The sequence below is a fragment of the Rivularia sp. UHCC 0363 genome, from assembly GCF_034931125.1.
Lineage (GTDB): Bacteria > Cyanobacteriota > Cyanobacteriia > Cyanobacteriales > Nostocaceae > Rivularia.
In genome coordinates this window covers 59,386-81,273 of record NZ_JAYGHM010000011.1, presented here as the reverse complement: position 1 = coordinate 81,273, position 21,888 = coordinate 59,386, and the positions used below count along the sequence as shown (strand labels likewise).

The 21,888-nt window shown below is 36.9% G+C and carries 15 protein-coding genes; 8 read left to right on the top strand and 7 right to left on the bottom strand.

Annotated elements, in window-relative coordinates; all coding sequences use genetic code 11:
• Window positions 1-259 precede the first annotated feature (259 nt).
• The 4 genes from VB797_RS08835 (at window position 260) to VB797_RS08820 (ending at window position 4,984) form a co-directional block, all read left to right on the top strand.
• Window positions 260-1,408, top strand: a complete 1,149-nt coding sequence (locus VB797_RS08835) for an alanine--glyoxylate aminotransferase family protein (protein ID WP_323237307.1) — start codon at window positions 260-262, stop codon at window positions 1,406-1,408.
• Between the two features lie 275 nt (window positions 1,409-1,683).
• Window positions 1,684-2,031 (top strand): DUF760 domain-containing protein, encoded by a 348-nt coding sequence (locus VB797_RS08830; protein ID WP_323237306.1) that lies wholly within the window; start codon window positions 1,684-1,686, stop codon window positions 2,029-2,031.
• Window positions 2,032-2,351: 320 nt separating this feature from the next.
• Window positions 2,352-3,053 (top strand): hypothetical protein, encoded by a 702-nt coding sequence (locus VB797_RS08825; RefSeq protein ID WP_323237305.1) that lies wholly within the window; start codon window positions 2,352-2,354, stop codon window positions 3,051-3,053.
• 569 nt (window positions 3,054-3,622) lie between these two features.
• A complete protein-coding gene (locus VB797_RS08820; RefSeq protein WP_323237304.1) occupies window positions 3,623-4,984 on the top strand; it encodes an NAD(P)/FAD-dependent oxidoreductase in 1,362 nt (453 codons plus the stop codon).
• Between the two features lie 195 nt (window positions 4,985-5,179).
• Here the strand turns inward: VB797_RS08820 and VB797_RS08815 are convergent, their stop codons facing one another.
• A complete protein-coding gene (locus tag VB797_RS08815) occupies window positions 5,180-6,301 on the bottom strand; it encodes an ATP-binding protein (RefSeq protein WP_323237303.1) in 1,122 nt (373 codons plus the stop codon).
• A gap of 73 nt (window positions 6,302-6,374) precedes the next feature.
• Window positions 6,375-8,885, bottom strand: a complete 2,511-nt coding sequence (locus VB797_RS08810) for a histidine kinase dimerization/phosphoacceptor domain -containing protein (protein ID WP_323237302.1) — start codon at window positions 8,883-8,885, stop codon at window positions 6,375-6,377.
• A 634-nt stretch (window positions 8,886-9,519) separates the two neighbouring features.
• On the opposite strand from VB797_RS08810, the gene VB797_RS08805 reads away from it, so the two are divergent.
• The 3 genes from VB797_RS08805 to VB797_RS08795 all read left to right on the top strand — a co-directional run bounded on the left by VB797_RS08805 (window position 9,520) and on the right by VB797_RS08795 (window position 12,716).
• Window positions 9,520-10,806, top strand: coding sequence for an FAD-binding oxidoreductase (locus tag VB797_RS08805; RefSeq protein WP_323237301.1), 1,287 nt, complete (start codon window positions 9,520-9,522; stop codon window positions 10,804-10,806).
• Between the two features lie 129 nt (window positions 10,807-10,935).
• The gene (locus VB797_RS08800) at window positions 10,936-12,285 is read left to right on the top strand and encodes a (Fe-S)-binding protein (RefSeq protein WP_323237347.1); all 1,350 of its coding nucleotides are present in this window, start codon (window positions 10,936-10,938) and stop codon (window positions 12,283-12,285) included.
• A gap of 185 nt (window positions 12,286-12,470) precedes the next feature.
• A complete protein-coding gene (locus VB797_RS08795; RefSeq protein ID WP_323237300.1) occupies window positions 12,471-12,716 on the top strand; it encodes a hypothetical protein in 246 nt (81 codons plus the stop codon).
• 89 nt (window positions 12,717-12,805) lie between these two features.
• Here VB797_RS08795 and VB797_RS08790 read toward each other — a convergent pair whose 3' ends face one another.
• Both VB797_RS08790 and VB797_RS08785 read right to left on the bottom strand, forming a co-directional pair.
• Window positions 12,806-16,030 carry an NACHT domain-containing protein gene (locus tag VB797_RS08790; protein ID WP_323237299.1) on the bottom strand — a complete coding sequence of 1,075 codons (3,225 nt, stop codon included), beginning with the start codon at window positions 16,028-16,030 and terminating at the stop codon, window positions 12,806-12,808.
• 422 nt (window positions 16,031-16,452) lie between these two features.
• Window positions 16,453-17,814 (bottom strand): cytochrome P450, encoded by a 1,362-nt coding sequence (locus tag VB797_RS08785; protein WP_323237298.1) that lies wholly within the window; start codon window positions 17,812-17,814, stop codon window positions 16,453-16,455.
• Between the two features lie 185 nt (window positions 17,815-17,999).
• On the opposite strand from VB797_RS08785, the gene VB797_RS08780 reads away from it, so the two are divergent.
• On the top strand, window positions 18,000-19,289 hold the full coding sequence (locus VB797_RS08780; protein ID WP_323237346.1) for a sodium:proton antiporter: 1,290 nt from the start codon (window positions 18,000-18,002) through the stop codon (window positions 19,287-19,289).
• Here VB797_RS08780 and VB797_RS08775 read toward each other — a convergent pair.
• From VB797_RS08775 to VB797_RS08765, 3 genes are all read right to left on the bottom strand, one after another.
• A complete protein-coding gene (locus VB797_RS08775; RefSeq protein ID WP_323237297.1) occupies window positions 19,270-19,803 on the bottom strand; it encodes a response regulator in 534 nt (177 codons plus the stop codon). The genes VB797_RS08780 and VB797_RS08775 overlap by 20 nt on opposite strands.
• Window positions 19,804-20,080: 277 nt before the next feature.
• Window positions 20,081-20,437, bottom strand: a complete 357-nt coding sequence (locus VB797_RS08770; protein WP_323237296.1) for a hypothetical protein — start codon at window positions 20,435-20,437, stop codon at window positions 20,081-20,083.
• Window positions 20,438-20,605: 168 nt separating this feature from the next.
• Window positions 20,606-21,700 (bottom strand): saccharopine dehydrogenase family protein, encoded by a 1,095-nt coding sequence (locus tag VB797_RS08765; RefSeq protein ID WP_323237295.1) that lies wholly within the window; start codon window positions 21,698-21,700, stop codon window positions 20,606-20,608.
• Between the last annotated feature and the right edge of the window lie 188 nt (window positions 21,701-21,888).

The window sequence follows — 21,888 nt, the reverse complement described above, 5'->3', positions numbered from 1 at the left end:
GAGGAAAAATAATTTAAAAAGCCATACAGATAGGAACTTTCCGCAGTCAGTAACACTACTCTGACCTACAATCTCGAACCAATTCGCAAGGCTTCGCAATTATAACCCTACTCTTCTAGAGCGTCAGCAATTTTCCATTACGCAATACCGATATAATTTCTTTCCCTACTCCCTCACATAGTTAATCTTTCACCGGGATACGAGTAAGCTTAAAATATATATCTATAAATTCGTTCTCAAACCAGCAGTATCTACCATCATGACGCAAACACTATCTACAAAAAATACCAATAAATTACAACTATCCCCCTTAGATATACCTAATCGCCTGCTTTTAGGACCCGGCCCATCTAACGCTCATCCTGACGTACTCAAAGCAATGAATACTCCTCCCGTGGGGCATCTTGACCCGGCTTTCTTAACGCTGATGGATGAGATTCAAACGTTGTTACGCTATGTATGGCAAACGGAGAACCAACTCACAATAGCCGTTAGCGGTACGGGAAGCGCGGCAATGGAAGCCACGATCGCCAATGCTGTAGAACCAGGAGATGTAGTATTAGTTGGTGTCGTCGGATACTTCGGGCTACGTTTAGTTGACATGGCTGGACGCTACGGTGCAGACGTGCGAACCATTAACAAACCTTGGGGACAAGTATTTTCCTTAGATGAACTGCAAAGCGCGATCGCAACTCATCGTCCAACTATAGTAGCGTTAGTTCACGCCGAAACTTCCACCGGCGCACGTCAACCGTTAGAAGGAGTCAGCGAACTATGCCGTCAACATGGTAGTTTACTGCTGGTAGATTCAGTCACAAGTATGGGTGGAGTCCCTTTGTACTTAGATGAATGGGGGATTGATTTAGCTTATAGCTGTAGTCAGAAAGGTTTGGGTTGTCCTCCCGGTGCTTCACCCTTTACGATGAGCGATCGTGCAATGGAAAAATTGCATTCTCGTCAAACAAAAGTCGCAAACTGGTACTTGGACATGAACCTGTTAAGCAAATATTGGGGTAAAGAACGCACATATCATCATACAGCCCCGATTAACTTATATTATGCTTTACGGGAATCCCTGCGTTTAATTGCAGAAGAAGGAGTAGAAAATAGTTGGCAAAGACATCAAAAGAATGCAGAATATTTGTGGCAAGGATTGGAAGATTTAGGGATGACCTTGCACGTTGAGAAACAGTATAGATTACCAACATTAACAACAGTGAGAATTCCTGAAGGCATTGACGGTAAAGCAGTTACAAAGGAATTACTATTAGAAGAAAACGTCGAGATTGGTGGTGGACTTGGCGAATTAGGCGGCAAAGTTTGGCGTATCGGACTAATGGGTTACAATAGCCGTCAAGAAAATGTAGATAAACTTTTAGAAGTATTGCAGAAAAAACTAAAAAACTAAAAAGTTAGGAATTAGGAATTAGGAATTAGGAATTAGGAGTTAGGAATTAGGAATTAGGAATTAGGAGTTAATAAGAATTATCTTCCCCCCATCTCCCCATCTCCCCATCTCCCCATCCCCCCATCTCCCCATCTCCCCATCTCCCCATCCCCCGGTAATTTTGCCAGACAGTCGAAGAAACCCCCATTTTAAGTACGGTTTAACAGACTGCATTCCCATTCAAAACCTGTTACATTTGTTTATGTAAGTCGAAGTAATATCACACTCAAATTATCATGAACAATATAGATCAGCGTAATAACCCAGAATTTTTTGAAAATCAAACCAAAGGTGGTAATTCCTTTTTGCAGTACATTAAAGGTTTGAGTCCGGAAATGGTGACTCAACTCTCTAGACCTGGTTCTTCAGAAGTTTTGGAAGCAATTGAGCGCACTATTTCTAGTATGTTAGGTGGTTTACCTTCCGAAGATTTTAATGTATCGATCGCAACTAATCGGGAAAATTTAGGAAAACTTTTAGCTTCAGCGATGCTTAACGGTTATCTATTACGTAACGTCGAACAGCGTATGGGGTTTGAAAAATCGTTACAATCGTTAGAAGCTGATTTTCGGGATAATGACTAAAACAATTAATATAGTCGCTCGAATTAACCTCAGTCCCCTGACTGGGGTTTTTTGTTGCTGTATTTTGAGGTTCTTACAAATTCATGTTAATTAAATAGTCGTACAAGAGGGAGTAGGGAGTAGGAAGTAGGGAGTAGGTATATACGACACCGTAAATAATCTTAGTTATAAAGTAAAATAATTCTTGCATAGTCAGAATTCCACAGCTTTTTGTCGAAACTTTAGCTTACCTTCGTGCTGAAGAACTTATTTTTACAAAAATGCGTGCTGGACATTGTAGATATAGTTAAGATTTTATCCTTCATTTATCCTTTATAATTATGTATAAGCGACTTCTGCTAATATTTAGCTTGATTTTAGGTAGTACTGGGATTGCTGCATTTTTTGCTTGGCAACAAGTAATACAATTGCCTACTTGGTATACTAATTCATCTCCAAATCAAAACGTAATTTCTGCAAAAGAACAAACCAAGAATCTTCCACAAACCGAAGATGTATTGCGTAAAATTTCAAATGGTTTGACAGCAAACACAACAGGAGAGGTACAGCTTGATGCAGATGAAATTAATTCGTTAATTGCTACTTCTCTGACTAAAAAGAATAATAATAGTCAATATGTAAGCGCAATCAAAGGTACAAATACTCAAATTAAAAACGGTAAAATATCTGTAAGTGCTGTGATTGAAACTTCATCTATCCCCACACAAGAATTATCTGCACAGAAAACAAAAGTTATTCAACTGCTACAAAACTTACCGGGTAAAGAAAAACGTCTTTATATCGGAATTGAAGGAAAACCCAGCATTCGCGATCGCGTTGTTAGCTTTGACGACGCAACTCAGGTTTCTTTAGGTAATTTTAGCTTTCCCATCGCTGAAGTTTCGCAAAATCTCGGTCTATCTCAAGACAGTTTCAATCAACTTCTTTCTCAAGAACTTAACAAGTTACCAATTAAATTTGAAAGCATAAATATTCAAGGTGAACGTCTTATAATTCGCGGTTCTAGAAACAATGGGAAGTAGGGAATGGGGAATCGGGAATGGGTAATCGGTAATATCCTGAGTCTTTCAATTGCAAAGCCTAGACTACATTCATAAAATTAAAACAGTAGTCCTATAGTTATTTTTTCCAAGGTAATTTAGTACCCATTTCTGTGAGTCCTGAGAAGACAAGATACAAAATTAACAAAGAAACGCTAATTACAAAAATAACTAAATCTCGATCCATTTTTTAAGAAATAGGGAATGGGGAATGGGGAAAGAATATATAAATTCTCACAATTGCGCGATCGCAACTAGCATATAAAGTAGCAATTATTACATTTTATTGTTGCAAGATTGGCGCTGCTTACCGATGAAATAAAACCCCCGGTAGAATGAAACATAATACTTAAATTCGATTCTCCCCAGCTATTCCAAGAGCATTATTTTGAGCCAAAAATCTTCAAAAGTGCAATTTCATACTTTAATAACGTAGTATAAAATACTTTTCCTCAAAATAGGATGTAAAAAACAAACAGATCCCTCTGTTAAAAATGGTAAAAATTTGTTAAGAATGGTGAAAGGAACTTCAACGGGAGTAAACAAATATTATGGAAAGTAAAGCTGCGAGCAAACCACCACATAAGGTAGTAATTATTGGTGGGGGTTTTGGGGGACTTTATACCGCAAAAGCATTAAATAACAAAGATATAAATGTAACTTTAATCGACAAAAGAAATTTTCACTTATTTCAACCACTTTTATATCAAGTGGCTACTGGTACTTTATCACCGGCTGATATTTCATCACCATTGCGTTCGGTACTCAAAAAGAGTAAAAACACGAAGGTACTGTTGGGAGAAGTTACGGATATAGATGCAGGTCAACAAAATGTGATTGTGAGGGGTGAAAAAATCCCCTATGATAGTTTGATTATTGCCACAGGTGCCAAACATTCCTATTTTGGTAAAGATGAGTGGGAAGAATTTGCACCAGGTTTAAAAACCGTGGAAGATGCGATTGAAATGCGTCGTCGCATATTTACGGCATTTGAAGCAGCAGAACAAGAGATAAACGAAGAGAAGCGTCGTGCTTTACTAACCTTCGTAGTAGTTGGTGGTGGTCCCACTGGAGTCGAATTAGCTGGCGCGATCGCCGAATTAGCTTACAGTATTCTTAAGGAAGACTTTCGCAATATCGACACCTCGGAAACTCAGGTGCTGCTTTTGGAAGGTTTAGATCGAGTTTTACCACCGTTTGCACCAGAATTATCCGTTAAAGCTCAAGAATCGTTGCAGAAATTGGGTGTTACTATAGTCACCAAAACTTTAGTAACGGGTATCGAAGGAGATATAGTTACCGTTAAGCAAGGTGACGAAATCAAGCAGTTTGCAGCTAAAACAGTATTATGGGCAGCAGGTGTAAAAGCTTCACCTTTAGGTAAAGTAATCGCAGAAAAAACTGGTACAGAGTGCGATCGCGCGGGAAGAGTAATTGTCGAACCAGATTTAAGCTTGAAGGGATATCCGAATATATATGTAATTGGTGATTTAGCACATTTTGCCCATCAAACAGGTAAACCATTACCCGGTGTTGCACCTGTTGCAATGCAAGAAGGTGAATATGTTGCAAAATCTATAAAACAGCAGATAAAAGGCAATACAATACCCCCATTTAATTATGTTGATAAAGGTAGTCTAGCCGTAATTGGACAACATTCTGCGGTTGTCGATTTAGGTTTCATGAAACTTACAGGTTTCCTAGCTTGGCTATTTTGGTTATTAGTTCACATTTATTATTTAGTTGAATTTGATAACAAACTTGTAGTTATGATTCAGTGGGTTTGGAATTATTTTACTCGCAATCGTGGAGCAAGATTGATTACAGGAAAAGATTTACCAGAACCAGTTGAAATTAATAGTCAAGGAGATTATTATTCATCAGAAAATGAGAAGAAACCCGTTAATGTTTAATGTATGATGGGCATGGGGGAATAAATAGTGAGGAATTAGGAGTAATTAAGGTCAAAGGTCAAAGGTTAAAGGTTATTCTCCTTGTCCCCTTGTCTCCCAATCTCCCCATCCCCCAATCTCCCCATCTCCCCATCCCCCAATCTCCCCATCCCCCAATCTCCCCATCCCCCAATCTCCCCATCCCCCAATCTCCCCTCACTTCAGCGGTAAAGTTACAATCACAGTAGTTCCAACTCCTTCTTTGCTAATCAAGCTGATTTCTCCTTGATGCAATTCTACATATTGTTCAACAATTGATAATCCTAAACCATGTCCGGGTATTTTACCTACATTGCTACCTCTTTGAAAAGAAGTAAATAAGTTTTCTTGTTCTATTTGTGGAATTCCAATACCTCGATCTTGAATGCGGAAAATAGCCTCTCCCTGTAAGCAAAATAAATCAAAGCGTATTTCTCCACCTTGCGGTGAATATTTAATTGCATTTGATAACAGATTAGTCAAAATATGTCGGAGTAATTTTTCATCCAAGCAAGGTAGTTTCGATAGTTCAATATTTTCTTCTCGCTGAATACAGCATCCTTGAACTTTAAAAATAATTTGATGTTTTTCGGTTGCTATCAATTTGAACTCTGCTACTAAATCTTCGCAAAATTTTTCCAAATCTAAAGGTGCGGGTTTAAACTGAGTTTGATTAACTTCTGCTTGACCAACTAATAAAACATCATTTAACAATTGATTAAGATGTTTTACTGAATTTTGGATATGATAAATATATTCGTCTGTTTTATTTTGTGTTAATTGCTGACTTTGATTTGCGAGTAATTCAGTTGAATTTAAAATTGCGGTTAATGGATTGCGAAACTCGTGACTCACCATTGATACAAAGCGAGATTTAAGTTTTCTCATTTCTTTTTCTTTTTGTAATTCATCACGAATTACGGTTTCTTGTTGATGCTTATTTAAAGCTATTTCAATAGTAGTAATTAATTGAGTTTCTTCAAAAGGTTTGAGTATATAACCAAACGGTTGGGTTTCTTTTGCTTTTTTGAGAGTGCTTTCGTTAGAGTAAGCAGTCAGGAAAACCACCGGAATATTAAAGCTATTTATAATTAGTTCCGCAGCTTGAATACCGTTCATATCTCCTTTAAGCATCATATCCATCAAAACCAAATCTGGCTGCAATTGTTCTACTTCGGCAATTGCTTGTTCTCCATATGCGATAATTGCCGGGACAATATAGCCAAAATTTTCTAAACAATGTTTGATATCGCAAGCAATAATTCTTTCATCTTCCACAACCAAGATTTTTTCTTTCATTTGTATTCTCCTTTTTAATGGGGGATTGAAGCAGTTATTAACTTAAAAAAATATTTAAATATGCTCTTATACCTTAATTATTTTCAGCAAATGTAATCCTAAATGAAGTACCAAATTTGGAATTATATACTATTGTCCCTTCTAATTGTTCGACTAAATTCCAAACTAACTGTAAACCCAGAGATTGTTTTTTTAATGAATCAATATTCTCTGGTACTCCTACACCATCGTCACTAACTGATAATGAGTATTTACCTGGCTGCAAAATTATAAATTCCACATATATGTTCCCTTCATCACTATCATTAAAAGCGTGTTTAATTGAATTAGAAATAAGTTCATTGATAATTAAAGCACAAGGAATAGCCGTATCAACGTTCAAAAATATTTTTTCTATATTGGTGTTTAAATTAATATTAGTAATGTTATAACAGCGAATTAAATTACGCTTTAGCTTACTAATGTACTCGGAAAATTCTATTTTAGATAAGTCGTTAGTTTGATACAAATTTTCATGAATTAAAGCCATCGCTCGGACACGAATTTGACTATCTTGAAAAATTTCTAAGGCTCGTTTATCCTTGATATATCCAGATTGTAACCGCAGCAAGCTAGAAATTATCTGCAAATTATTTTTTACCCGGTGATGAATTTCTTTAAGCAGTATTTCTTTTTCTTTTAAAGAAGCTTTGAGTTTATTTTCTACCTGTTTGCGAGCAGTAATATCGGTACTTGAACCAGCCATAAAAGTTGGTATCCCGCTTTTATCCCGAACTACTGTACCGCGAGTTAAGAAGCCTAAACTATCTCCGTTTTTGTGCAACATTCGATGTTCAATTTCGTATTTAGGAATTAACTCTTCTAAATAAGCGTTAATTTCAGCTTTTACTGAAGCTATATCATCAGAATGTACAAATTTCAACCAGTTACTAAATTGATTGGTAATTTCTTCATCTTTATAGCCAAGCATCGCTTTCAAGTTAGAATCAATATAAACTTCGTTAGTTTGAATATTCCACTCCCAAACTCCTACTTTTCCTGCACTTATCGCTCGTGCATATCTCTCTTCACTTACTCTTAAAGCTTGCTCTACCTGTTTACGTCCTAAAACATTTCCTAACATTTCTGCGACTATTTTTAGTAAGACAATACTGTATTCTGTCCATATAATTGTGCGGAAAGATTCAAAACCTAAGAAACCGATCAAATTACCGCTACAGGTAATTGGTAAAATAATTAGAGATTTAATATCTTTTTGCAAAATTTGTATTTTGACTGCTCCTTGTAACGGTAAATCTTGTATATCGTTCAACTGCAATATTTCACCGTAGCAAAGCTTTTCCATAAACAAAGTCAAATCTTCAACGTAAATATCTTTTAACTCATCAATACGGGATGGAATATTATCTGCACACCATTCGTGAGTATTATTTATTGTCTCTAAATCTTCTGTTAGTAAAAACACATAGCTACGGTCAACATCAATAAATTGACCTATAGTTTGTAATGCTTGACTTATACCATTGTCAATCTCATCAGCAGCAAGATTAATAAAATGAGTCGATATTGTAGTAATTAGTTTTTCAAATGCTACTCGAAAACGAAATTCTTCTTCGATACGCTGACGTTCAATAATTTCTTGTTGTAAGCGCAAGTTCGTATTTTTTAATTCATAAGTACGTTCTTCAACTCGTACTTCCAGCATACCTTTAGCATTGTTCAACTCTATTTCAGCTTGTTTACGTTCGGTTATATCGCGAACAATAGCTATAACATGATGTCCGATTGTACCTTGTAGTCGTGCTTCAAAACTTTTATCTCCTGATGGTACTGATAAAGAATATTCAATAGCAATTAAGGAATTAGTTTCTAATACCTGGGAGACAGCTTCTCGGAATTGACAAGCAATTGGTGGTGGTACAACTGCTTCTAATTGTTTACCTAAAAACTTCTCTACTGGTAAATACAAATCGGATAAATAATTAGTATGACAACTGAGGATAGTACCGTCACTTTTCAAGCGAAAGTAGATATCGGGAAAAGCTTGAAATAACTCCTGTAACTCGTTAGTTGTTTGTAAAAGTTGTGCTTCGGTTGCTAGATGATCGCATATTTTACGCTGTAATAGTTTATTCTTACTTGCTAAATTATCAAACTCGATTTTCAAAGAATCGTATTGTTTTTTAGTGTTGAAAAGCTCTACTTGTAATTTTGTAGCAATGATTTCTGAAGTAACTATTTCTATTAATTGTCCTGTACTATTTATAATTGGCAAAGCTTTAATATTGCGATCGCGCATTATAGATAGTGCTTGCTGATAATCATAATTAGGTTCTAAAGTAATTGCAGGCTTCATTACTTCCGTAACCTGAACTTTTTCTAAATTTACTTTAGAAGTAATCAAGGAAACTAAATCCAAAAGCGTAAACATACCCAATAATTGCAAGTTTTCTACAACAAATAATTCTTGAGGTAGTGTATGTTGTTCTTTAAATTTTTCTATTAAATTAATAATTTCTATCAAACGAGTTTCAGGAGAAACCACAAGATTAAACTCTTGAATAGCATCAGCGACTAAGAACATAGCGACAATTTATTAAAGCTACATTAGTGCTGTAGCAAATATTTTTATATATTAAATATTATTAGAGATATTTTTTTGAATTAACCTATTCTTTACGGAAAAACTACATAAATAAGATTTATACAGCAATAACACTTAATCCATTTTATTGTTGGAAATTTGCGTGACTATAACAAATTGCTATATATTAAATAATATTAGTCCTAAAGCCTAACAATCTTTCCACAACAGATCTTTGAGGGATTCATTCCTCTTTTTTGGTATACTAACTGGAAACAGCCATAAAAGTAGGATAGCCGAACGAAGTTGAATTTTAAAAAATTATTCTGAATGATTATTAGCATTGCTACCCCGATAAATTAAATAAATAACTGCTGACAGATGCGATGAAAGGTAAATATATTCTCTTCAACTGCTAGCTTAAGTTAAAAAAGAGGCTATTGCATCGTGGTTAATACTTATTACAACCCTAAGTAAGCTCGGTATTATATAATTTGGATAAAGTAGATACAAACACACAGGAAATCACTTCTTAATTACGCATTATTCACAGCAAAAAAATATTATTTGCCATGAAAGCTGTATAAAACAGTAAATTAGTAATAAGTAATAAAAAAATACGGTAATTAAACCGATGTCTAGCGAACAGGGTACGCTGAACGTCTACCATTCTACTCTCACATCTATCGTTGGAGAAGAAAATCTAATTTATGATTCGGACAACAAACACCTAGCAAAGGCTATATCACCAGGGAATCCCCCCAATTGCATCGTTTATCCCCACAGCTTACCGCAACTTGCTGAAGTTATTTCCGCAGCTTACCGCAACAAGTGGCGAGTTTTACCGATGGGTAACGGTAGTAAACTTAAATGGGGTGGTTTAACGGAAGTTGATATCGTAGTTAGTACACAACACCTCAATAAAATTGTCAATCATGCTGTAGGTGATTTGACTCTTACCGTAGAAGCAGGAGCTAAATTTGCGGATATCAAAGCACTTTTAACAAAGCATAACCAAATTCTTGCCCTCGATCCCACCTCACCAGAATTAGCAACCATCGGAGGTATTATAGCTACTGCCGATACTGGTTCTCTACGACAGCGTTATGGTAGCGTGCGAGACCAGTTGTTAGGTGTTACTTTCATTCGTGCCGATGGTCAAATTGCTAAAGCTGGAGGAAGAGTAGTTAAAAATGTTGCCGGTTACGACTTAATGAAATTATTTACCGGCTCTTACGGTACGCTAAGTGTTATCACTGAAGCAACATTTCGGCTGTATCCCATGCAGTCAGCTTCCGGAACAGCGGTATTAACAGGTAGCAAAGAAGCCATATCCCAAGCAGCCGATATAATTCGTGGTTCTGCTTTAACCCCCATCCAAGCCGATTTACTTTCCTCTCAACTAGTATCAAATATGGGGTTGGGTAAAGGATTGGGACTAATTGCTTGTTTCCAAAGTATCCCCGAAAGCGTTAAAGAACAGTTAAACCAAGTTTTACAAATAGGAGAAAAGCTAGGATTAACAGGTGCAGTGTATTCCGATACGGAAGAACAAAGCTTATGGCTATTATTACCAGAACAAATACATTTACCTGAATCAGAATCGGTAATTACCTGCAAAATAGGAGTATTACCAAACGTTGGGGTAGAAGTTTTAAATCGAACCAATTTAGGTTTAATTCACATCGCTAGCGGTTTAGGAATATTGCGTTTAGAAGAAGCAAATCAAGTATTAGAAATACGGAAATTGTGCGAACAAAACAGCGGTTTCCTAACGATATTATCAGCACCATTAGCAGTTAAACAAAAATTAGACATTTGGGGATATAGCGGTAATGCATTGGAATTAATGAAGGAAATTAAAAAACAATTTGATCGTGAAAATATTTTAAGTCCCGGAAGATTTGTGGGAGGTATTTAAGAGTTAGGAGTTATAAGTTATGAGTTAGGAATAAGAAATTAGTAGCACCGGAGTTATTAATCAGTGTCATCTATTTAATCTGTGTTCGGAGTTAGGAGTTAATAATTACCCATTACCCATTACCGATTAATCATGCTTTCAGAAAATAACGAAAAGATTGCTTCTTTAAAAAATATCCAAGGTTTTGATGAAAATCATCCACCGGAACCAAAATTAATTGATAGCTGTGTTCATTGCGGTTTTTGTCTTTCTACTTGTCCGAGTTATCGGGTACTTGGAACAGAAATGGATTCTCCACGGGGAAGAATCTATTTGATGGACGCTATTAATGAAGGTAAAATTGATTTAAATACGGCGACTACCGAACATTTTGATAGTTGTTTGGGCTGTTTGGCTTGCGTAACTGCTTGTCCATCTGGAGTAGAATACGATAAACTAATTAGCGCCACCCGTCACCAAGTTGCTCGTAATTATCCCCGCAGTTTGCCAGACAAATTATTTCGACAATTAATTTTTTCGCTGTTCCCTTATCCCCAAAGATTGCGCTTTTTATTAGTGCCACTATTTATTTATCAGAAGTTGGGATTACCAAAATTAATTCGTGCTACTGGCTTACTTGAAAAGATATCTCCCCGTTTAGCAGCGATGGAATCCATTCTCCCAGAAGTTACTGGTAAATCTTTTCAAGACAATTATCCTACCGTAATTCCAGCCCAGGGAGAAAAACGTTACCGCGTAGGAGTAATATTGGGATGCGTACAGCGGTTATTTTTCTCACCCGTGAATGAAGCCACGGTGCGAGTGTTAACCGCAAATGGTTGCGAAGTGGTAATTCCTAAATCACAAGGCTGCTGTGCTGCACTTCCCGAACATCAAGGACAAACTGCACAAGCGCATACTTTAGCAAAGCAGATGATTGATAGTTTTGCAGAGATGGATGTAGAGTATGTGATTATTAATGCTGCGGGTTGCGGTCACACTTTGAAGGAATACGGTCATATGTTGGAGAATGACCCGGAATATAAGGATAAAGCAAAGGAATTTGCCAATAAAGTCAAAGATTCTCAAGAATTTTTAGCAAATGTAGGTTTAACCGCCAAATTATCGCCTTTGACGGAAGAACCGCTGACAATGGTTTATCAAGATGCGTGTCATTTATTGCACGGGCAAAAAATCAGCGTCCAACCGCGTCAATTGTTAAAGCAGATTCCCAACATCAACTTACGCGAACCTTTGGATGCAGCTTTGTGTTGCGGTAGCGCCGGGGTTTACAATATGCTGCAACCGGAAGTTGCGGAAGAGTTGGGACAACAAAAAGCCAGGAATTTAGTAAATACGGGTGCAGAGTTGATTGCTTCGCCGAATCCTGGATGTAGTTTGCAGATTAGCAAGCATTTAGAGAAGCAGGGTAAGGAGATGAAAGTGATGCATCCAATGGAATTGTTGGATTTGGCGATAAGGGGGGTGAAGTTGGAGTAATATTCAACATCGTAGAAGCCCTCACCCTCGAAGGGTGGGGCTACAGGAACGAAGCCCACCTGCGTGGGCTGGTTATAGATAAATAATTGATGTAGAGACGTAGCAGTGCGGAGTTCTCCCAGCAGTTGGGGTTGTCCAAACAATTAATTTCCGTTTATTAAATAGTAAAGTTGAAGTAGAAGATTATGTTTCGTAGGTTAAATATTAGTTTGCCTGAAGAGACGATTCGGATGATTGATAGGCTGATTCAAGATGGCGAATTATCGGGGGAGATAGGTTGCGATCGCAATCATTTCATCAATAAAGCCGTACAGTATTATATTGAGCAAAAGATTGAGCGAAAAGCTTCAACTAATCTCAAAGAGCAGTTGAAAGAAAGAGCTATTCAAAGAGCGCAACGTGATTTGGAAATAGCCGAAGAATATTTGTAATAAGCTGTTACGTACTTAATTTGTATAATACTAGCGAGCAAGATGCTCGCACTACAATATTTTCAAGAAATGCTGAAAATCGCAAATTACTACTCAGCAGCTACCATATCCCACAGCACATCAATAGCATCACCAATATTTTCAGCATCTTGATTTTGTATCAACCATTCTTCAATTAAAGGTGTAACTTTATGAGATTTCTTACCTAACCTACCTAAAGCTTGAGCAGCAATACTACGCCAGAAGCCATACAGATCATTATCATCAAGCACTTTGATAACGGAGTTAACAACCAAATCCGAATCCTTACCCAACATCACTAAAACTTCAGCAGCACTCAAACGCACGCTATGTTCATCATCAAGGAGTTCGATAACGGAGTTAACAACCAAATCCGAATCTTTACCCAACTTCCCTAAAGCTTCAGCAGCACTCAAACGCACGCTATGTTCATCATCAAGGAGTTTGATAAGGGAGTTAACAACCAAATCCGAATCTTTACCCAACTTCCCTAAAGCTTGAGCAGCAATCGAACGCACTAAGCTACGCTCATCATTAATGAGTTTGACAAGGGAGTTAACAACCAAATCCGAATCTTTACCTAATTTCCCTAAAGCTTCAGCAGCCCTACTACGCACATTGCTATGTTCATCATCAAGGAGTTTGATAAGGGAGTTAACAACCAAATCCGAATCTTTACCCAATTTCCCTAAAGCTTGAGCAGCAATCGAACGCACATAGCTACTGTCATTATCAAGAAGTTTGACAAGGGTGTTAACAACCGTATCGGAATCATTACCCAACTCCCCTAAAGCTTCAGTAGCACCACTACGCACGAAGCTATCTTTATTAGCATTAGCAAGGAGTTTAATAAGGGCGTTAACAACCAAATCCGAATCTTTACTCAACTCCCCTAAAACTTCAGCAGCACTACTACGCACTAAGCTATCTACATTAGCAAGGAGTTCGATAAGGGCGTTAACAACCAAACCCGAATCTTTACCCAATTTAATTAAAACTCTAGCAGCCTTCAAACGCATGTAATTATTATCATCAGTAAGAAGTTTAATAAAAATAGCGATCGCTTCTTCCTTCTCTCCTAATTCTGCGCGATAATTTTGCAACCTAACTCGATCAATTTTATCAGCTTCTGCTTTGAGTAATTCTAATGCTTTTTCTTCAAAAGCAGTTTCATTAAAAGAACAAAATATTTTAAATAATTGGGTTCTAATTTTACTGCCAATTTTTTCTTCTTCACTCACCTCCAAATCAACCAAACCCCGCAAAATTTCTTCCCCTAACTTCTCATCAGCTATACTTAATCCCTTAACATCTTCAGCTAAACAATCGGCAGCAAAAAACAAATCCCGATGTAACCATTGTTCGTACTTGCTGCCATTATTCAAAATCTTCCTAATAGCCCTCGCTGCTTTCTTTGGCTTTTGCTGAGACACTAATAATAACAAAACTTCTCGCCAGTGCTGCTTGTGAAGATGTTCGCAAATATAATCTAAAATTATCTCAAAATCACCTTCATTATCTGCTTGATAGTTAATTTGCTCGGCACAAAGATATTCTTGAAAGGTTTTATGAACAAAAGCATAACAGTTATGCCCTTGCTCGTTGAGTAAACCCGTGCGCTCTTTAATTAAATCTATAAAACGTTTCGCTTCTTCCTCGGCTTTATAAAGTTCAATTCCTTTAACTAATTTAATTTCCCGCTTTAATTGATCCAGCAATTCATCGCAGTCTATTAATGTTCCACCTTCGTTATCTCCCGTATTTCCTTGAGTATGAATCCAGTAAGCGAGAGTTTCCATCAACCGTCGCAAATCATCTAATTCCAGATATTGCAAATTCTCATGATTGCTAAGTTCTTTGTTTGCATCCCAGGAAGTTATTAAGGTTTCTACTGCTTTGTCATAAAGTTTGTGTCTCTCCTTGGGTAATACAGCTTGATAGCGATGAATTAAAGCGATGATGGTTAATAATAAAGGATTTCGCGCTAATAGTTTGATGCGTTGATTATTATTTAATGCTTTTCGCAAACCTTCCTTACGTCTTTCTGCTTCGGCTTTATCTTGAAAACGGCTATCGTACCAACGGTTAACAAATTCTTCTACTTTTTCATCGTCAAACGCTAAAAGTTCGTAGTGCGGGAATTCTTCGGTACGAAAAAAGTCGCGCTTGTAACCTGCCGGACGTGATGTAATAATTGCTATATTGCGCTGAAATTGTCCGAGGAAGTTTTCAATTCTTTGTACTACTTTGTAACGCTTACTTTCTTCTGCAACTTCATCTAAGCCATCAAGCAAAATTAATGCTCTTCCGTCTTCTAACCAATACTCAAAGAAGCCTTCAGGTAAGTTTTTTACGGACATGGAATTTTCAGCAAATTGCTTGGCATAATCGAGAATGCTAATTTCACCGAGTCTCGATAAATCTCGCATTCTAATTAATATTGGCAGATAATCTACATTTGGATTTAAACCTAATTTTTCAACTTGATCTTGAGCTAGCATGACAGCAAAATAGCTCAACAAAGTAGTTTTTCCAGAACCAGGCGCACCCAACAACACAAACTTTTTATAATCACTTTGAGTTAAAAGTTTCTCAGCGATAAATTTATTACCGGAACGACTAATTAAAGCGCGTTGACGCTGTTCTAAAAATAATTCTTGCTGACGTTTCCCTATGCCAATATCTGTAATTTCATCAATAATAATGGGATAATCTTTTCTCTTTAGATCTTCCTCTACATCTGGCATCACAAAAATTTGTGCCAGCTTTTCGGACTTCTCTATTTCTTGCCCAGGTACCGCGATACCAGCAAATTTTACATCATCAAACCAGTTTGCTAACTGTTTTAAATAGTTTTCTTTGGCAACTTGAAATCTTGTATATGTATTCGTATTTTCAAAATAAGTACTTACAAATATTTCCATCCAAGACTTGACACAAGATTCGTTAATCTTCTGCATCTCAGAATGATTTCTAGCTTCTTGTGTAAAAGCTTTAGTTAAAAATTCTATATCAGGTAAACCTTCGTTTATCAAAGGTTTTTGTAATTCTTCAATTGCTTTTTCTGTAAAAAACTTATTTAAAAATTTTGCAGTTCCTTTAAAACCATCGGTTTGACAGCGATAGAATAACCCATCCTCTTGTTCGCAAGCTGTCTTTACTGAGATTTTTAGAGCTTTTTCTAAATCGGTATGATTTAATTTACTACCTGTACCAGAAAGTACTTTTTCACAAACTTTCTCGGTACCAAATTCTAACAACTTAGCAGCAATTATTTCTGTAAGCATTTCCATGTAATAACTTTGAATATTAGTCAGTAATTATACAAGGTTAAGCTTTGTGAGATAGAAATATTAGAAAAATTAAAGATATTGTAACTATATTCAACCGAAGGCAGAGCCTTCAATAACTGCATTCCTTGCCGGAGACAAGGAACGAGGAAAAAGTCTATCTTGATTACTTTATCCTTACAACGCTTTTTAATTTTTTCCTAGTATGAACATTAAAGATACTGTTACTACATTAAACCGAAGGCAGAGCCTTCAGTATCTGCATTCCTTGCCGGAGACAAGGAACGAGGAATAAATCCCAGCCTGCAAAGGCAGGCTTCGTTCCTTTAGCCCCACCCTTCGAGGGTGCGGGCGATTTAGGCAGGCGATTCCATCACCCACATCTCTCTTGTGATACGGGCATCCCTTGCCCGCATCCCCACAACTCAAACCCCTACCTTCACCTTCACATCCCTTTTCCCTTTCACCACCAACCACTTACCCCCAGAAGGCGCTAAGGTACCGCCGCGACGGGTTGGTTTAACTTCATGGTTATTAACTATACTCAAATCCAGGTTTTGCAAAACCTTTGTTAACACGAGTTTCATTTCAAACAAAGCAAACGCCATACCGATACAGCGGCGATTTCCGCCACCAAAGGGCAAATATTCATACGGTGAATACTGTTTGTCAATAAATCTTTCTGGTTTAAATTGCTTCGGCTCTGGATACAAATCCTGGCGATGATGGGTTAAATAAATACATGGCATTAACCATGTTTCTGCGGGATATTCGCAATCCATTATCTCGATCGCTGCTTTGGTAATGCGCGGGAAAGCAATTAAGGCGATGGGATATATGCGTAATGTTTCGGCGCAAACTGCGTTTAAGTAAGGTAATTTGGCAATTGAAGTTAAATCGCGATCGCTAACCGTATCTAATTCCGCTAATAGTTTTTCCCGTACTTCCGGATGATGATGAATCCAGTAAAACGCCCAAGTCAACGATGAGGCGGTGGTTTCGTGTCCCGCGACTAATAATGTCATCAATTCGTCGCGCATTTCTTGGTCTGTCATGGGTTGCCCTTGTTCGTCCCGTGCAGCCATCATTAAGGATAAAATATCTTCGCGGGATGCATCGGGATTATCTCTGCGTTCCTGTATTTCGGCATATAACAAATCATCAAGCCGTTTTCGCTGGCGCAGAAAGCTACCCCAGGGACTCCAAGCACCTAAATCTTTTTGTAAAAAAGGCACAAATACCAGCATAGCCCGCAAAGGTGAACCGGATATATCTAATATTGAAGCGATTAACTGTTTAATTTCATCGTAACGTTCCCCTTCATTAAGTCCGAATACTGCTTGTAAAATAACGCTGAGGGAAATTTCTTGCATGGAAGTACGAACATCGAAAGCTTCGCCAATTTTCCAATTACTAATAACTTTTTCGGTCATTTCACAAATTAACTCGCCGTAAGATTTCATTCTATCTCCATGAAACGGCGGCGTTAATAACTTTCGCTGGCGTTGATGTGGTGCGCCATCGAGTAAAATTAAGGATTGTTCGCCTAGTAACGATGCAACTAACTCGTTCCCCCTACCGATATCAAATTTATCCGGGTTAGCGTTGAAAATTTCCTTGATAGCTTGGGGATGGCTGACAAATACCATCGGATAATTCCCAGTCAAAAATAATTTAAAAGTGTCTCCATAAGTTTTCGCTGATTTTTCCATTAATTGCAAGGGATTGAAAACCCACTCAATTAATTGAGCAAATCTGGGGGTTTTTGGTTTTTTTACCTGTATCATTGCCATTACCAAAAATAATGCTTGTGCTATTAGAATAACGATTTTTAACTGCTATTGGTTGCATTTAATCTACTCAACTGATAGAGAAACCAGTTTTACTAAATCTACCTGCGGGTGATACGTAATTATATATTTTGCTCTTAAACTGGCTAAATTATGTCGTAATAGCAGGAGTAAAAAAATCTATCGTGGATATTTATATTCTTAATCTACTTATTATAGGTCTAGTCTTACTATTTGTAACCTTGGGTTCGGGTGTAATTGCGCGATCGCCTTTTTCTTACGCTATCATTTATCTGATAGTTGGTATTGTCATCGGACCTAACGGTTTTGGTTTAGTTGAACTGCGTAAAGAGGGCATATTTAATGCTGAATTGCTCAAACGGTTAACAGAAATGGTAGTAATTATTTCTGTGTTTGGTTGCGGTTTAAAAATTACTCGTTCTTTAAACTTAAGAGCTTGGGGTATTACCTTCAGGTTAATAGGAATATTGATGCCGATTTCAATTTTTGCAATTGCTGCTGTCGGTAGGTTTTTCCTTGGAATGGATTGGGGTGGGGCAATTTTATTAGGAGCAATTTTAGCACCTACTGACCCTGTATTAGCTTCAGCAATTCAATTGAAAGATACAAACGATAATGATGAGTTGCGTTTTGGTTTAACTAGCGAAGGTGGATTAAATGATGCATTAGCTTTTCCTTTTGTTTATTTTGGTCTTTATGCTTTAAAAGATGATAATTGGAATAATTGGATTAAATTTTGGGTCGGAGTTGATTTAATTTGGGCAATTGGATCTGGTATTATTATGGGATTCATCGTTGCTAAAGGAATTGTATGGCTTGATCAAAAAATTAAACAACGTTATTCTGTCGATAATATAATGGAAGATTTTATTGCCTTAAGTGCAATTTTACTGAGTTATTCGATGACAGAAGTTGTCAACGGTTATGGCTTTTTAGCAGTGTTTGTATCTGGTTTAACAATGCAGAAAAGTTATGATTATGACCCAGAAAAACCCTTAGCGCAATTAGAATTTATCGAACAAGTCGAAAAGCTTCTAGAAATAGGAACAATTCTATTACTAGGAACAATATTACTCTATCAACCAGTAGTAAACTTTGCATCCCAATCAATTCTAGTCATATTATTACTGTTTTTCTTAATTAGACCTTTAGGAGTTTTTATTAGCACAATCGGTAAACGTACTATAAAAAACCCGGATAATCAAAAAGTTTATCCCCAAAAACGTTTGTTGTTCGGCTGGTTTGGTATTCGCGGAGTCGGTTCTTTATACTATCTTGCCTATGCTCTTAGTAACGGTTTAAAAGGAGAATTAGGCGAACAAATTTCCTGGATAACTTATAGTACTGTTGTGGTTTCAGTACTACTACATGGAGTCAGCGCAACCCCATTAATGAATTGGTATAACAAAAATATTTCAGGTAATACCAAAACTACTGCCTTAGAAGATTAAAAAAATTATCGGATTCAGACTCTATTTTAGAAGTGGAAAGTATAGAAGGCAAATAAAGAACTTGCTTAATTGCAACTTTTAAGTCTTCGATACAAAAGGGTTTTTCAATATATCTATTACAACCTGCCATCAAAGCTTCTTCTCTATATAAATAGCTAGGCAAACTGGTGAGAACAATCACAGGAACAAAATTATTATTTGCTCGCAAATCCCTAGTAACATCAATACCATCTATTTCTGGTAACATTACTTCTAATAATACCAAGGCTGGTTGGTATTGTTCGATCATTTTTAAAGCGGTTTCCCCATTTTTAGCGGTAATGGTGGTGTAACCGAATAACTTAACTATTTCTTCACTTAACAGCAAGTTATCTGGATCATTATCAACGATTAAAACGACTGTATTTTCGGAAAACAAAGATAAGCTCTTTTTGCAATAATTGCTCAAATTTGCCAAAAATAATCTTGAAATACAGTTTGCGTGCCTTTGTAGATTAGAACCTGAAAAAAGCATAAGATACCAATCCAGTTAGTTAATGGCATGAATGAGGCAAGTATAAGCGAATGAAAACCCGCTCATTACACTGGCTCTATTTTAATTTACCTGTTTACACCATCTAATTCAACTATGAGGAAAATACAGTATCAAATATGACATTTTTCTAATTTAAAAATAGATTTGTTTATAATAAAAAAATACTTGCATTAATAAAAATTATAATAGGTAATGAATTATAGCTTTGTCTAAAATCCATTACCTATAGGCTGTTAACTAAGAATTAAACAAAAAATTACTTTCCTGTAACAGTTTCAACTAACTCTTCGGCTTTTTCAATTAGAACTGGCTGCATTTCTTTCCTATAAGCCTTGGTATTTTCTTCGTAAGCTTTCTCAGGATTTTCAGATTCTTCTATCGCTTCTTCATAAGCTTCTTGTCTTTCTTCTTCCTCAAGACCGACACCTTCACTAAAAGTATAAGCCCGGTCAATTTTCTCTTGGGGAGTTAGCTTTGTAGTGTCTGAATTAGGAAAAGCGTAACTTGGTTGTTGCACAAAAATAAATAACGTTGATACAACCATTAAAAGCATTAAGCTTAAAAGAAAACTGCGACGTAAGATTTGTTTAAGAGATGATCCAATACTTTGCATATAATTCCCTCCGATGTTGAACGTTTGTCTTTTTTGTAGTCAGTTAGAAATAATTTTTTTATATGGCATTCTAATTAAAACTTCTGACTAACAAAGTATCCTACGTTTCCTAATCGAAGAGTTTCTTCTATCAAAAGATGCATAAATCAATAAACTTAAGAATGATTTCTACAACCACTGTTGATTAATATTGAGTCCTCTGCTTTGCATCATTTCTTCAAACAAGCCAGTTGATAAAGCTTCCTCTACCGTGTAAACTCCCGGCTTGTTTAATCTACCTGCAAGTAACAGTTGAGCTATACTACCCGTACCGTAACCGGCAGCTACTGAGGTATTTTCATGCACTAAAGTCGAACAATAAATCGCTGTTTCACCATTTTTTATGCCTCTAACTTCCGAGCGAATAGCTACACCGATTCCCCTCAAATTATCAGTAACTCCGGTCATAAAATGACTAACTTGAGCTAAAAATTCTACACCACCAGGATTCTGAATCCACGATTTAGGAAATATATTTGCCGCTATCCAGGTTAAGTGATTGTAGAAATCAGGAACCGAACCAAACTTAGTAATTACACTTTTAACTGTAGGAAAAGCTTTCGGTAAAGTGAATGTTTCTGGCATATCAAACCAGTAAACACCGCTTTTTCCGTAAGGTTGAGGAAAACTAACAGTTTCTCTTCCAGTATAGGGTTTAACTTTTTCCCATTGACCATTGATCAACGCTTCAAATGGGTTTTGCAAGCCTAAAAAAGTGGTTCGCATTACCGTAACACCAGCACCACCAGAACTTGATACAACATAACTTAAATGTATTTCTTCTGGTACGTCAAATTGTTCTACACACTGACGCACCATGCTGTTAGAAATACCAGGAAAAATACCTGTATTAATGACTGCTGTCACACCTTTCTCAACAGCCCGATCGTGAAGCGCTAATACTTTACTAGTATAAGAACGATGGTCGCTAACATCTACATAGTTAACGCCTTGTTCAATGCATATTTGTAAAACGGTAGTATCTCGATAATGAAAAGGACCCGCACAATGAACAACAAGATTGGTGTTAGAAATAGCCTCACGCAGTTTTTCAGTTTCTGCTAAATCCAAAGCTAGATATTGTAAAGACTTATCCTGTTGTGTTTCTATAGCCGTCGTGCGTCCGGTAAATACAATATTCGCTTGCGTATACTTAGAGATATCTTGAGCCACGCTACTACCGATGCGTCCCCTTCCTCCTAAGATTAAAACTCGTTGTGTCATATTGTTGGATTGGCTACGCTACATCTATTGCACCATTTTTCGATATCGCTTGTCATCTGTAGTCGGGATGACATTGTGTGAATAGAAAGGTAGAGATTTAGAGAATTAATCAATAGGAGGATGCAAGCCGCTAACCGTCCACCGTCTTCTGGCAACAACAATTACAGGATTATTCATTCTAAGAGCAA

What these genes read in the sequence shown, in the direction of transcription:
- VB797_RS08835 (WP_323237307.1), top strand. Translation starts at nt 260, where the DNA reads ATGACGCAAACACTATCTACAAAAAATACCAATAAATTACAACTATCC.
- VB797_RS08830 (WP_323237306.1), top strand. Translation starts at nt 1,684, where the DNA reads ATGAACAATATAGATCAGCGTAATAACCCAGAATTTTTTGAAAATCAA.
- VB797_RS08825 (WP_323237305.1), top strand. Translation starts at nt 2,352, where the DNA reads ATGTATAAGCGACTTCTGCTAATATTTAGCTTGATTTTAGGTAGTACT.
- VB797_RS08820 (WP_323237304.1), top strand. Translation starts at nt 3,623, where the DNA reads ATGGAAAGTAAAGCTGCGAGCAAACCACCACATAAGGTAGTAATTATT.
- VB797_RS08815 (WP_323237303.1), bottom strand. Translation starts at nt 6,301, where the DNA reads ATGAAAGAAAAAATCTTGGTTGTGGAAGATGAAAGAATTATTGCTTGC.
- VB797_RS08810 (WP_323237302.1), bottom strand. Translation starts at nt 8,885, where the DNA reads ATGTTCTTAGTCGCTGATGCTATTCAAGAGTTTAATCTTGTGGTTTCT.
- VB797_RS08805 (WP_323237301.1), top strand. Translation starts at nt 9,520, where the DNA reads ATGTCTAGCGAACAGGGTACGCTGAACGTCTACCATTCTACTCTCACA.
- VB797_RS08795 (WP_323237300.1), top strand. Translation starts at nt 12,471, where the DNA reads ATGTTTCGTAGGTTAAATATTAGTTTGCCTGAAGAGACGATTCGGATG.
- VB797_RS08790 (WP_323237299.1), bottom strand. Translation starts at nt 16,030, where the DNA reads ATGGAAATGCTTACAGAAATAATTGCTGCTAAGTTGTTAGAATTTGGT.
- VB797_RS08785 (WP_323237298.1), bottom strand. Translation starts at nt 17,814, where the DNA reads ATGATACAGGTAAAAAAACCAAAAACCCCCAGATTTGCTCAATTAATT.
- VB797_RS08775 (WP_323237297.1), bottom strand. Translation starts at nt 19,803, where the DNA reads ATGCTTTTTTCAGGTTCTAATCTACAAAGGCACGCAAACTGTATTTCA.
- VB797_RS08770 (WP_323237296.1), bottom strand. Translation starts at nt 20,437, where the DNA reads ATGCAAAGTATTGGATCATCTCTTAAACAAATCTTACGTCGCAGTTTT.
- VB797_RS08765 (WP_323237295.1), bottom strand. Translation starts at nt 21,700, where the DNA reads ATGACACAACGAGTTTTAATCTTAGGAGGAAGGGGACGCATCGGTAGT.